The organism is Leptolyngbya cf. ectocarpi LEGE 11479 (genome assembly GCF_015207065.1).
Classification (GTDB): Bacteria; Cyanobacteriota; Cyanobacteriia; order Phormidesmidales; family Phormidesmidaceae; genus Leptothoe; species Leptothoe ectocarpi.
Window position 1 is genome coordinate 1 of record NZ_JADEXP010000180.1, and the last position, 12684, is coordinate 12684.

Sequence of the window (12684 nt, forward strand, 5' to 3'; positions counted from 1 at the left end):
TTCTAACATTCCTTCGATAGTTATTACTAGACAACTCTCCGCAAGTGTAAAACAGGATTTTTCAAAAGAAACGCAGTCCTTATCAATAGTACATATTTGCCTGCTTATAATTAAAAAACTATGCTTTCGGCCATGCAAAGCGGCATAGATGAATATTATTTTTTTATTAAACCCTCACAAGCTGATATGCATTTTTTAGTTACTGGTGGAGCTGGTTTTATTGGATCTCATCTAGTCGAGCATTTATTGGCAACCGGTTATCATGTCACTGTTATTGATAATTTATCAACGGGAAAACGACAGAATCTTCTGAATCACTCTAAATTAATTTTCTTAGAGGAAAATGTTTTAACATTTAATCCTAAAAAAATAACAGCTCAATGCGACGCTCTAGTCCACCTCGCAGCTACGCCTTCGGTTTCCCAATCATGGATAGATCCCTTAGTGGTCCATGACAATACTCTCTCTGGGACTGTGGCTGTTATTCAGCTATGTCATCAACTAAAAATTCCTAGGATAGTTTTTGCCAGTTCAGCAGCAGTTTATGGAAAACCCAGTCAGATGCCCGTATCAGAGGATTGTGAAACGTTTCCACTATCTCCCTATGGTTTGCAGAAATTAGCTAGTGAACAGTACATGAACCTATTTTCCAGACACCTAGGTCTGGTGGCTGTAAATCTGCGCATGTTCAATGTTTTTGGTCCTCGTCAGGATCCTAGCTCTCCTTACTCAGGTGTTATTTCGATATTTGCTAGGGCTATGATGGATGGTCACCCTATTTCGATTAATGGCAATGGTAAGCAAACCAGAGACTTTATCTATGTCAAAGATGTTGTATTAGCATTTGAAAAAGCCTTAACAGTGCCTTTAAAATTAGGTGATTCTCTAACCTGTAATATTGGCACAGGGAGTAAAATGTCTATCCTTCAGCTTAAGGACACATTACAGCATTGCTTTCCTAGGTGGCAAAATAATGTCGATTTTATACCCTCGTGTCCAGGAGATATTCAAGATTCCCAAGCAGATATTAGTAAAGCCAGACTTTTTTTAGGCTTCAAACCTCAGTTTTCTGCTCAAGATGGCATGGATGCCTTAAAAAAAGCCTGGCTCAAATGTTAGATTTTCTAAAAACAGAGTTTAGAAAATTTTACTCTGGCCTATATGTTTCAACGTGACAACCAATTTTGTAGCTGCCGCTTCAGAATCAACAGCCTGGGATAGCGATGCCACCACCCTTCTATCTTTATCGGTAACCAAATCCAAATATTTTTAATCTCTTTTTGGATTAGGTATTGGCTCAACCAAGTTAAGAACTTTAGTTTTGCAGAACATATTTTGTCAATATTTTCAACAAAATCAAAACTAATTGCTGTGCAACTGTCTGGATGTCTGCGATATTTTGACCAACATTGGTCAGTCACTAATACTGAATAGTCTAAAGTGACTTTAGAGAGTAGTACGTAATCCTCATAGTGATCTCGAAAAGCTGCTTCAAAATATCCAACTTTTGAAAATACCTCCTTACGAATCATCGGATTACACCCTAAGCCGACTGCTGGGGCTCGCTCTCGCAATAAGAGAATGAGTAGCTGAGGCGGTGTGAATAGTCGACTGGCTTGATGGAAATGACGGCGGTATATAAAATCTTGTTCTTTATCTTCAAGTTTGCCTGTCCAACTGTACCAGAAGTGGATTAATCCATAAACCATGGCGACGTCAGGCCGATCTTCAAGGAGAGCTACCTGTTGCTCTAGTTTCTGCGGTAGCCAGACATCATCAGCATCTAAAAAGCATATGTACTTACCGTTAGCTGCTTTGATGCCAAGGTTTCGAGAGGCGCTCATTCCCTTATTTTGATGATTATTATGCTCAAGACAGATGACATGGTTTGGATAGGTATCGGCGTATTTTACGGCTATAGCTGTACTCCTGTCTGTAGAACCATCATCAACTAAAATAAATTCCCAATCAGTATAGGTCTGAGCAAAAATACTGGCAATTGCTTCCTCGATAAATTTCTCAGCATTAAGAAATATCGTAATACAGGAAACTAATGGTTTTTGCTGCATAGTGATATGGCCACTTTTATTTGATTAGAAGTTCTTCCATTCAATATCTGTTTTTTTAACTACGGCTGGAATGCCAGCTACTAAAGTTCTAGGTGGAACATTTTGATTCACTAAAGCTCCAGCCGCTATGACGGCTCCATCCCCTACAGATACACCTTTAAGGATAGTAACATTCATCCCAATCCATACCTTATTTCCTATCACTATGGGCTTTGTCTTTTGGCTATCTCCAATGCAATGATTGTCGCTATCTCTAATTGTGAGGTTCTCAGAGATCTCAACACCATGCCCAATTTTAATATGTTCAAAACATGAAAGGTTTAGGCCATTATTGATGGAGCCACTGCCAAGAGAAAGAGATGCGTTTTTATTAATCCATATTTGATGATTAGAATAGATTTTAAATTCTCCCTGTAAGATAACCTTGCTATGCTGTCGTAGCACCATTTGGGATGGCATATATCGACCTAATTCCCACTGAATGCCGAGGTGAAGAGACCCTTCCCCTAAGATTTCAGAGCTTTTATCTATTCTCAGATAGGTGTTTCGATAGGGAATAATTGACACACGTTTAAAGCGGTGCCTTGTATACAATAAATCAGGGATATTATATTTAATAGCATTGCTTAATAGCGGATGCATTGTAATTCCCTCACCTAATGTTTTAGCAGAATCGAACGACTCAGGCCTGTGCTCAAGGGTATGGAGGTGCTTTTTGACGGATTGCTAAAAGCTCACGCTTTCTCAACACATCAATCTCATTATCTTAAATTTATTTATGACTGATCTCAGTATTGCTATTCAGCACACCCCTGACCGTATTGATCGCCAACAATGGACTCAATCTATTATCACTCAACTACAAACGGAAAATCCAGAGATATCAATTTCTGTGATCCAAGATTCTCAACGTCAAGGATGCTGGCCGACCTATCGTCAGGCGTTAGAAGCAGCTAATGGAGCTACTCACCATATTGTTTTGCAGGATGATGTTGAGCTGTGTAATGATTTTCTTCAATCAGTTAAGACTGTTATTGGGATGCGATCGCAAAATTTAATCGAACTCTACACCCACTCACCCTCTGTTGAGGCAGTACAAGAACGAGGTGAATCCTGGATGCAAACCTATGCGGCCCATGGCCCAGGTTTGATCTGGCCCCGCAATTTAATCAGTGAGTTTCTAAACTGGCAGGACCAGCACATTGATCCCAACTGTCCCTGGGATGATATTCGTATCTCCATGTGGTTGGTCAAGACATCGCGCCAAGCATTTGCTACAGTCCCCTCGCTCATTCAGCATCTAGGTGCACTCTCCTCAGTCATGGGCTTAAACAATGCAAAGAAAATAGCGACTTGGTACATTGGTACAACTCAATCGGGTACCCACATCGACTGGACAAAAGGATTTCATCACCCCCTACAGGATGCTGAATGGAACCCTGATTGGTGGCAATACTTTCGAGCTTAGCCGCCTCAGATTTTTTATGTTGTTTGTGATTTCCCTGAAAAACCTAAAAGTTTGCATGGATAGTTAGAGTAAATAACTATCCATGCAAAGCTGTTTCAATGTGGTTTAGAGCCTATGCATCAAGCTCCGCCCATCGGGCTTGTATAGTTTTACTACAGTTTCCTACGGCTAGTAAGCTTTCTGCTACTTGAAGCGGACTCTCAGCACCCTGAAGTAGGTCTCTTGCCTCAACAGAGAGGTGTAGAGATTCGCTACTCCGACTCAACCCATACACGCTTTCATTAAATCGCAGAATCTCTGAACCATACTCATAGGCTGGTGTCTGCTTAAGGAGTGGGTACCTTGCCATTGTAGATACAGGTTTTGCTGGATCTGACAATGGACTGTCAGCATTTTCACCCATCACTTCAAACTCAATCATCATGTCGCAATCTTCATGGAGAAGATTATGGCAATGCACCATATACCGCCCTGGATGAGGACCAAATGTACCAACGATTTTAATCTTTTCGTTGGGAGCTAGAAGATAAACATCTTTCCAGTTTCTTTCCCATTTCTGTGGTGCTTGGGGTTTGCTCCAAGTGTAGCCTGGCCCTTTACGGGTACTACGTTCTATCATCACCGTATCCAATAAATGGATATGGACTGGGTGGAAGACCGTACTGTTATTGATTAGCCTCCATACCTGCACCTCACCAAGTTTTGGCTTGGGAATAATTCGATCCTCAACATTGGGCAGCTGAGTACTTGGCGTCGGCGCTGTACCAACAGCTGGGAATGGCGCCATCGGTTCACCATCCATCCAACTTTTACCAACTGTGGTGCCCAGATTATCGCGATCTCCAATCACAAATGCGTGCCCTTCATTACCATTGAGCTTGAGTTTACTGGGGTCAACTTTCCCAGTAGTCGGATTAAATGAGCCTGCTGGCATCGACTGTTGTTTACAATTCAATGTTGACTCGTAGATGGTCTTACCAGCCGTTCTGTTATAAACCTCCTGGGTGACAGAACCATTGGCCTGAAAGGCTAAGGTAACCTTTGTCAAAGATTTGTCATCTAGACAAGGAAATGGACGATCTCCCTGGAGAAAATCTGACGGAATTGAAGTGGGATCATTCACTGGACGAGGGGCAATCCTAAACCGCATCAATGCCCAAGAATTCTTGGCACCCCCAGGCTTAGCATTAAGGAGCAGAGCTTCATTGTAAAAATAAACCTCTGTGATATTGCCTAACTTATAAATCTCATCAAAATCAACAACGATTTCATACCGTTCCCCCATCGATATAGGAAGACTAGGAATATTCGGTATGGGTCCTTGCGTCAGTCCTCCATCTGTACCAATAACGGTAAACCCATTAAACCCTGACAAGGTTTTTCCATCCTTGTCAGCCGCCAATGAAAGGGTCATACCGTTTACATCGGTGGCATTGAGAACCCGGAAACGATATTTACGTCGGGTTACATCCAGCACAGGTGACAGCTCACCATTGACCAACAAGCTCGGAGGAGATATCGCAGCAGTTTCATAGTGTGGTGGTGGTGGGGCTGTTTGACCACTCCATTTGTTAGGAGCATCAATATTCACATAGAGTGGATTTGTTTGCAAAATTAATGGAATGTCATTGTCACCATAATCACTGGGCAAATATTGATTGAGTTCTTCTTCATCAGGGCCATAGACGATATACATACCGGCTAGCCCCATCCCCACATTCCGTTGAGTGCGACCGGCAACATGGTCGTGATACCAGAGGGTAGCCGACCTATCATTGGGATAGTGGTAATCCTTAAAATACTTAGGCGGGATAAAATCATCAGCATAGCCGTCATACTGGGGCAACGAAGCCATACCATGGAGATGGATTACATTATTAATATTTTGTCCATCACAGTCTTGCTCAAAATCATTAATAAAGCGAACTACCGACTCAATGTCTTGAGGACGATAAAACGTAGGTCCTGGCATCTGGCCGTTATAGCCCCAGACTTCAACTTGCTGCCCCCCAATACATTGGGTGCCTTTTCTCATATGAACTTCGTAGTAGTCAACCTCAACGGTCTCCTGGTTTTTGCCTGTTCCTTCTCTCCAGGTAACAGGCTGGGCAATGGGGTCGAGAACTTCAGGAATAGGTAAGGGAGACTCAAATTCTTGCCATTGCTTGCCTCCTTTTTTGCACGTGCCTGGTTGGACCGTTTTAGTATCGCAATTGGAGGTTGTTTCGGCTAAAGCTTGCCCTTGCTCCCCAACTGGAGCTAACAATAGGCCACTTGAGGCTAAGCCAACCTTGATCAGATCTCGTCGGGTAAATGTCATAGCGTGTAGTTCTGTAACGACATACGACTAGAGACAATCGGCAAACAAATGCGATTGAGCCATGCATAGCTAGAGCACTGGATTTTTGTGCTTATCCAAATTTTCAAAAACTTTTAATAGAAAAGTATGAGGCAGACGATTAAATCTTGCCTATCGAAAGTATATGACAGGTCGTCATAGTTGAATCATACTTAACAAAATATTTTATCTTCTGTAGTATCTAGATTGCTCTTCGCCAGCTACATAATAGGTGGATCTTTGATAGAAGCAGGTTCAAGGACGCTAGGTTCTAGAATTTCTAGAGTTCATAGAGAAATGAAAGTTTTGGTAGCCATTTCACATGCTTCTTCATAGTACTAATGAACTCTTTGATCTCTTGCTGGGAATACCCTCGCTCTTGAAGCCATTGCCGCAATTCAACTTTCCAGGCACTAGGCTTGTCGTGATTTTCTAAATTTTGCAACAAGACCTGCAACGCATGATCCCAATCTTTTAGATGATCCATAAAGTCAGAGTGAAAATAATCTTGGATATCTGAATTTTGTAGAATCGCAGCTTGAGTTTTACGATATGCCTTTACAGTTGCCTGGGCAAACCTATGCCAGCCCTCTTGTCTTAGTTGAGGGCTGGCCCGGTATATATCTCCTAAGTAAGGAATAGATCCTTTGATTCTTATATTCCCTTCAACCCGACCAAAAATATGGTCTATGTCTTGCCCCGTACTTTTTACAACCACTTTAGGATCAAATTTAGACATCTGATCAATATGCATACAATCATGATCCATGGAGTAAAGCTGTACTCGCCACTGTCCCCTACACCAAACACTTTTGAGCCCAACATTCCTAGCTACAAAAGATTCACCATGGGAATGCCCTCTAAAAGCCAGCAATGTTCCCCATAGCTTACCGAACTGCTGGAGAACCTCAAGGTATTGATTATCGGCCTGTTTACGATTTTCACGAACAGCAAAGGCTGCCTCAATATAGTCCTGATAACTACTGCATGGCTTCGTTGGCGATAGATACACCCCAAGAATTTCGTCCAATAGTTCATCCGCAAATAGCTGAGCGTCTTCTAAGGAATAATCTACTTTCAGGCCCTGCTGAAAATAAACTTGGTCTCCATCAGGTGCAAGATACCGAGCCAGCTTATCTAACCTAAATGAGGTTGTATGCACTAATATACTTTGCTTAGGATTGATGAGCTTTAGAAATTCAGCTGTTTGCCCCAGCTCAGTGGACATATTGAGGGGCTTAATGCCTTTTTCTGACGCAAAGGCATTGATCGCTCGTAGCATTTCTGTACGCATTCTTGGATAGTCTTTCCCAAACCGTGCAGGCTGCGTAAAGTATTGATGGAGGTATTCGGTGTCTCCTTGAGGTGTAGGCACCTGATAAATATTTTTTAAGGCCGCAGTGCGGCTAATAGGGGCCTCCTGCTGATGGACTAATCTATACAACTGGGCTAGTAGAGCGGCTGTATGACCTTCATGACAAAGCATTCCCCCCATGGCACCCCCCTGGATCCGATGGGGTGGGGATACCATATAGTGATTCACTGAGTAGCGGATATCCAACAGGGGATAGGCCCCCATCCCTGTGCGTTTGATCTCAAACTCAACATCACTGCCTGGAGGTTTTATGACTGCCACCACAGTGGTCACTGGCGATTCAACCAGCGCTTTGATTGTTCGATTTGTGGCTGGATCCACCCAATAGATATCCGATAAATCACAGAGCTGCCGTAAGATACTGCTCTCAAATGGGGGAAGACTCGACATCATCATTTCAGCCTCTCCCTCAGTCACATTCGAAATATTAGAGAGGGGATTATGGACTCCTTGCGAATGCAACAGTTGCTGCTGAATCCACTGGGTAACCTCCGAAGCAGAAAAAAGATAACGAGCCAGAGTTAGCTTGCAGTCAAGCTGAGATTGATGGAGAAAATTATGTAGCCCCTGAGGAGTTGTTTGAGCCCCTTGTATTTGATGGTGCACCCGAGCTAGACGTAACAGACGCAGGCGAAATTGAGGAATAAATTCTGATAACTCCTGGCAGGTAAACCCTTCCTTTAAGACAAAGGAACGTAGAGGCTTTCTAGTCCCTGCCTTTTTGAGATTAAGTACACCGAACAGCCAATCGAATTCATCAACTGCATCAACAGGCAAATGCAGAACCTGATTCTCCAGTATGAAAATCGTTACTTTTCGAGCGGCATAGGCGTGGTTTGTGTTTTGGGCAAAGTCAATCAGATGCTGGGAAAACTGGCGATTAAACGTGGTGAGTGACAAAAACTGGCGTAAAAGCTGTACGACACATTCCCATTGCCCAGATCCCTTTAACGTCCGTTGTAAAAAAGCTGGGCACGACGGGATTAGGTCACTTTTGATAGACTCTACGGCTTGTTGTAGAGCATTAAGAAAGATAACTTCATCTAGACAACTCTGTTGATTTTTCATATAGATACATTTAGGATGAACAATTAAAAACAGCTGAAATTACGAATAGGCTGTAAATAAATTCTAGAATCATGACTATTTGACATTGCTTGATTCATATTGATGATGAATCGTTTGACCTATAGTGAGAACGCCTTCAAAGGGGTTGTGTCAGGGCAGAGGTATCTATTTCTATAGAAAGTAGTTCATACTTAATCAATAAGTATCACGTTAAGTATTACGTTTCAAGAATCGACATTTCATTATTTTTGAGCCATTAACATAACTGCTACATCAGCGATTCTTGGCTATTCATGATGGATGCAAATGATGATAAAGGTAAGAAGATTGGTGAGATTGATTATCCTAGGATTGTCCTTCATATTTTAGTGTCATGCTTAAATATGAAAGCTACAGTGAGAGTTGATACTAATAGAGAGTTGTGAATAATGTTAGGTCGTACACTTTTTTCAAGATTGTTAAACAAGATCTGTAACATGAAAGACTCCAAGTCTGGGGACGGCAGTAATAAAGAAGGAAAAGAAAAGAAGGGGACAGATAAGAAAAAAGGTGATGGTGGTTCAGGTACTACCTATACAATTACTATAGATAGTGCTGTTTATCATAATCTGTTGTCTGCATTATTGAGTGCCGATCCTGCTTATAATGATAAGAAGAAGGATAAGAAAAAAGATAAGAAAAAAAATAAAAAAGGTAAGGGGACTGGAAAAGATGGTAAACCTCCCAAGGATGATAAACCTCCAAAGACCCCCAAGACACCTAAACCTCCCAAGGATGGTAAACCTCCAAAGACCCCCAAGACACCTAAACCTCCCAAGGATGGAAAAATTCCCAAGACGCCTAAACCTCCAAAAGATGACAAGCTGGCAAAGATTGATAAGCAACCAAAGCCTAGTTAAGACATCCTAAAGAAACTATAAACGCGAAAAGCCGCCGTTCACAGATGGGATTTGAATTATTGAATTGGCTTCGTGGGACTCATCGTTTCATGAAGCCAGTTTCTATAGAAATTTCTGTATGACCTGCTGGGGCCTATGCCAAAAAAGCTTTCAACGTTTCAAGCTTGTTACCTTCCACACGTCTGGTCGGATCTAATCAGACCTGTCAACTATAGAAACCTTACTTTTCTTACTTGTATGGCAACAATACTACTAGTAAACATGACGTCGTCACAGTTTGATCTAGGAATTTTGCTTGTGCATATTTGAGGAGTTGAAAAAGGAGCGATCAAAAGATTGCCCTAAAATTTCTTGGCCAATGGAGGATAGAACGCGATCGCAACTATCATGCAGCACATAGAACGATAAATCCCTATAAATACGCTCTAGAGGACTGGGCTGAATCAAGCAACGCGCCCCACAGGTTTTAACACAATGTTCCAAGACTTCCATCGCCAGTTTTTCCGCCAGGTAGCGAATACGATTACCGGCTTGTTTAGCTTTGATCTGTTCGTTTGTCTCCCAAAGTGTTGCCGTATGCCGCAACCATAGATGCATCGTCTCCAGGTTTATATCACATTGAGCCATCCGATGCTGTACATAGGGATCATGTTCTCTACCCTGCCGTTTAATATAGGCTAGGGTGTAGTCATAAGCCCCCTCTGCCGCTCCCCAAAAAGCAGCACTATACTGGGGCGTAAATCGCGTCTGCCATTCTTCCAACAGGTACTGCCCAGGATAACCAATTAAGTTCTCTTCTGGAATAAACGTTTTCTCAAAACGGACCAGGTAGCTAATAGTCCCCTTCATGCCAATGGGTTGCCACCAACTATCATCAAAGCTGACACTAGAATCTGATAGGTCGCAGGCCAGCATCAGCACTGACTTGGCTGAACCGTTTGCATGGCGTACGCCACCAGCTCCTAGTGGACTAACAAAAAGAATTGCCCACTGGGCTGCATTGGCACTGGTAGCAAATACCTTCGTCCCATCAATTACATACCCCCCATCTACCACCTGAACTGTTGTACCAAAGCGAGCTTTTTGACCTGGAGTCTTAGACTGTGGTTCTCCACTCCAAGCGGCCCACTTTTCACCGCGTTGGACTATGCCTGTAAACCAGCGTTCTTTCTGGGTCTTACTGGCCATAGCGGCCAACAGTACCTGACAATTAATATGTCCCTCCCAACAACGAGCCAGGGATAGATTAGACTTTGCCAATTCCTTAGTCATCATCCACAGAGTAAACAGGTCACTGCTATACCTGAGTCCTAAACCACCATATTGAGCTGGCACAACTGGGGCAATCAAGCCTGCTTGAAAAAGAGTCTCAAAATCTTTCCTGGGAAAGCTCGCTTTAGAATCACACTCAGCTGCACGAGCAGAAAAGTCCTGACTGGCCAGTTCCCTAATCCGTTTCACTAAGGCTTGTTGCTTATCAGGAGCCAAATCAAAAGTCATGTAAAAATACCAATGAATTTCAGTAATTCATTGCTCTTAAATGTTTGAAAGATTTGAGTATTAGCCTATTTTTAACTCACATTAATAGTCAATACTCAACCCAATAATTAAGTTAAAGCTAAAAGGGAAATGTTTTTTAAGCTTTCAATCTCAGCCGTTGCTGATTTAGGGGATAGACCGATCGGGTAATGATGCAATTTATCAGCAACGCCCAATATTACTCGAAATTATAGTAGGCTGTCCAGAAAGAGTACAATCCTGTCTTTCTCTATAGCTTACTTTTATCACCTTTTTCATAATTCATAATAATTGGAAGGTTTTCGTCTCAACAGACTTTTATCCAAAAGGGCGACTGTTAAGATAGCCTCTAAAATCATGCTTAGAGATGTTATAGCCATTATCTTGATGGTATGAAGCCTTCTACATCATGAAATTTGCCGTAATGCGATTGGTAAACCTGGGAATTTTGCTTTGCTTGTTGACTCAAGCATGCGCCAATCCTTCATCTGAAGTAGAGACCTCCCCCCAGCAGACGCTGACCCTGACGGGAGCAAGTACCATTTCGCCCCTAGCAACAACGATGGGCAAACACTTTGAAGCCCAAAATCCTCAAACTCGAATCGATGTACATACAGGGGGATCAACTCGGGGAGTGGTCGATACCCAACGGGGGCTGGCGGATATTGGTATGGTATCCCGCCAGTTGACTCAGCCAGAAAAGGCAGACATGCAGGTTTTCCTGATCGCTGTTGATGGGATTAGCCTGATTGTCCATAGCGATAATCCTATTACTGAAATCAGTAAAACTCAAATTCAGGATATTTACACTGATAAAGTTAACAATTGGCAAGAGTTAGGAGGACCTGACGCTGCCATCACCGTAGTTCATAAGGCAGAGGGACATTCCACCCTTGATCTCTTCTTAAATTACATAGATTTAGACAATGGAGTAGTACAAGCGGATGTCATTATTGGAGACAATCAGCAAGGACTGAAAACCATTGCTGGCAATCCTAACGCGATTGGCTATGTATCCATTGGTTCTGCAGAATACGATGCTCAGCAAGGCGTGCCAATCAAACTTTTAGCACTAGACGGGATCACCCCCTCTAGTGAGAATATTGCCAATGGCACATTTCCATTGCTGCGAGAACTAAATTTGATCACGAAAGGAACTCCTATGTCCTTAGCCCAGGAATTCATAGATTTTACCTTGGCAGAAAATAATCATGAACTTATTAAACAACAAGGCTTTGTCCCCGCCAAGCACTGATCGGGTTTTAGTTTGGATGTTGCGAGCGATTGCAACGCTAGTAGGGGCATTGGTGATTGTCATTACGCTCTTTTTATTGTGGGAAGCCTGGCCCATTTTACAATCGATCAATTGGTTACGATTTTTGAGTGATAGCCGCTGGCAACCCTCTCAAAATCTCTATCAAATGACTTCCATGATCATCGCTACGCTGATGGTGGTCATAGGGGCCGTGTTGCTAGCGGTGCCAGTCGGTGTTTTATCAGGCTTGTTCTGTCATTATTATGCTCCAGCACCTATTGCTACATTTTATCGAAATCTTTTAAAGCTGTTAGCTGGGATCCCCGGAGTGGTGTATGGATTTTGGGGTTTAGTGGTCGTAGTCCCTCTGATCAATCGGCTCCACCCTCCTGGTAGTAGTCTGCTGGCAGGTATTTTGCTGTTAGCTCTGCTGATTTTACCTACCATCACACTTACATTTGATGCCAACTTAGGTGAAGTGAAGCAAGTCTATTGGCAAGATACCACAGTATTAGGATTTTCTCGCTGGGGAACAATCTGGGGGGTGATGGTTCCATCAGCCCGTGGAGGTTTATTTACAGGCATTTTACTCGGGACAGGACGAGCTTTGGGGGAGACAATAATTATGCTGATGGTCTGTGGCAATATCCCGCAAATTCCCACATCGTTGTTTGATCCCATTCGTACGTGACGC

The 12684-nt window shown here is 42.7% G+C and carries 10 protein-coding genes; 5 read left to right on the top strand and 5 right to left on the bottom strand.

All coding sequences use genetic code 11. From position 1 onward, the window contains the following. Positions 1 to 120 precede the first annotated feature (120 nt). Complete coding sequence (locus IQ260_RS18065; RefSeq protein WP_228016226.1) at positions 121 to 1119, top strand: NAD-dependent epimerase/dehydratase family protein; 999 nt, start codon at positions 121 to 123, stop codon at positions 1117 to 1119. A gap of 47 nt (positions 1120 to 1166) precedes the next feature. On the opposite strand, the gene IQ260_RS18070 is transcribed toward IQ260_RS18065, so the two are convergent. Continuing rightward, the gene (locus IQ260_RS18070) at positions 1167 to 2069 is read right to left on the bottom strand and encodes a glycosyltransferase family 2 protein (protein WP_193994501.1); all 903 of its coding nucleotides are present in this window, start codon (positions 2067 to 2069) and stop codon (positions 1167 to 1169) included. A gap of 24 nt (positions 2070 to 2093) precedes the next feature. Continuing rightward, positions 2094 to 2711, bottom strand: coding sequence for an acyltransferase (locus IQ260_RS18075; protein ID WP_193994502.1), 618 nt, complete (start codon positions 2709 to 2711; stop codon positions 2094 to 2096). Between the two features lie 136 nt (positions 2712 to 2847). On the opposite strand from IQ260_RS18075, the gene IQ260_RS18080 reads away from it, so the two are divergent. Then, on the top strand, positions 2848 to 3537 hold the full coding sequence (locus IQ260_RS18080; protein ID WP_193994503.1) for a hypothetical protein: 690 nt from the start codon (positions 2848 to 2850) through the stop codon (positions 3535 to 3537). Between the two features lie 112 nt (positions 3538 to 3649). Here the strand turns inward: IQ260_RS18080 and IQ260_RS18085 are convergent, their stop codons facing one another. Together IQ260_RS18085 and IQ260_RS18090 are read right to left on the bottom strand one after the other, a co-directional pair. Beyond that, positions 3650 to 5857 carry a multicopper oxidase family protein gene (locus IQ260_RS18085; RefSeq protein WP_193994504.1) on the bottom strand — a complete coding sequence of 736 codons (2208 nt, stop codon included), beginning with the start codon at positions 5855 to 5857 and terminating at the stop codon, positions 3650 to 3652. 298 nt (positions 5858 to 6155) lie between these two features. Beyond that, on the bottom strand, positions 6156 to 8318 hold the full coding sequence (locus IQ260_RS18090) for a hypothetical protein (protein ID WP_193994505.1): 2163 nt from the start codon (positions 8316 to 8318) through the stop codon (positions 6156 to 6158). A gap of 476 nt (positions 8319 to 8794) precedes the next feature. Between IQ260_RS18090 and IQ260_RS18095 the strand changes: the two genes are divergently transcribed. Next, positions 8795 to 9217, top strand: coding sequence for a hypothetical protein (locus tag IQ260_RS18095; protein WP_193994506.1), 423 nt, complete (start codon positions 8795 to 8797; stop codon positions 9215 to 9217). A gap of 282 nt (positions 9218 to 9499) precedes the next feature. On the opposite strand, the gene IQ260_RS18100 is transcribed toward IQ260_RS18095, so the two are convergent. Further along, positions 9500 to 10717: an acyl-CoA dehydrogenase family protein gene (locus IQ260_RS18100; protein ID WP_193994507.1), complete on the bottom strand. Its 1218-nt coding sequence runs from the start codon at positions 10715 to 10717 to the stop codon at positions 9500 to 9502. Positions 10718 to 11144: 427 nt separating this feature from the next. Here IQ260_RS18100 and IQ260_RS18105 point away from each other — a divergent pair, with 427 nt between their 5' ends. Both IQ260_RS18105 and IQ260_RS18110 read left to right on the top strand, forming a co-directional pair. After that, positions 11145 to 11990 carry a phosphate ABC transporter substrate-binding protein gene (locus IQ260_RS18105; protein ID WP_193994508.1) on the top strand — a complete coding sequence of 282 codons (846 nt, stop codon included), beginning with the start codon at positions 11145 to 11147 and terminating at the stop codon, positions 11988 to 11990. A gap of 16 nt (positions 11991 to 12006) precedes the next feature. Continuing rightward, entirely contained in the window at positions 12007 to 12681 is a 675-nt protein-coding gene (locus IQ260_RS18110) for a PstC family ABC transporter permease (RefSeq protein WP_228016227.1), read from the top strand. Positions 12682 to 12684: the final 3 nt, after the last annotated feature.

Coding starts and splice junctions, on each gene's coding strand:
- IQ260_RS18065 (WP_228016226.1), top strand. CDS start 121: ATGCTTTCGGCCATGCAAAGCGGCATAGATGAATATTATTTTTTTATT.
- IQ260_RS18070 (WP_193994501.1), bottom strand. CDS start 2,069: ATGCAGCAAAAACCATTAGTTTCCTGTATTACGATATTTCTTAATGCT.
- IQ260_RS18075 (WP_193994502.1), bottom strand. CDS start 2,711: ATGCATCCGCTATTAAGCAATGCTATTAAATATAATATCCCTGATTTA.
- IQ260_RS18080 (WP_193994503.1), top strand. CDS start 2,848: ATGACTGATCTCAGTATTGCTATTCAGCACACCCCTGACCGTATTGAT.
- IQ260_RS18085 (WP_193994504.1), bottom strand. CDS start 5,857: ATGACATTTACCCGACGAGATCTGATCAAGGTTGGCTTAGCCTCAAGT.
- IQ260_RS18090 (WP_193994505.1), bottom strand. CDS start 8,318: ATGAAAAATCAACAGAGTTGTCTAGATGAAGTTATCTTTCTTAATGCT.
- IQ260_RS18095 (WP_193994506.1), top strand. CDS start 8,795: ATGAAAGACTCCAAGTCTGGGGACGGCAGTAATAAAGAAGGAAAAGAA.
- IQ260_RS18100 (WP_193994507.1), bottom strand. CDS start 10,717: ATGACTTTTGATTTGGCTCCTGATAAGCAACAAGCCTTAGTGAAACGG.
- IQ260_RS18105 (WP_193994508.1), top strand. CDS start 11,145: ATGAAATTTGCCGTAATGCGATTGGTAAACCTGGGAATTTTGCTTTGC.
- IQ260_RS18110 (WP_228016227.1), top strand. CDS start 12,007: ATGTTGCGAGCGATTGCAACGCTAGTAGGGGCATTGGTGATTGTCATT.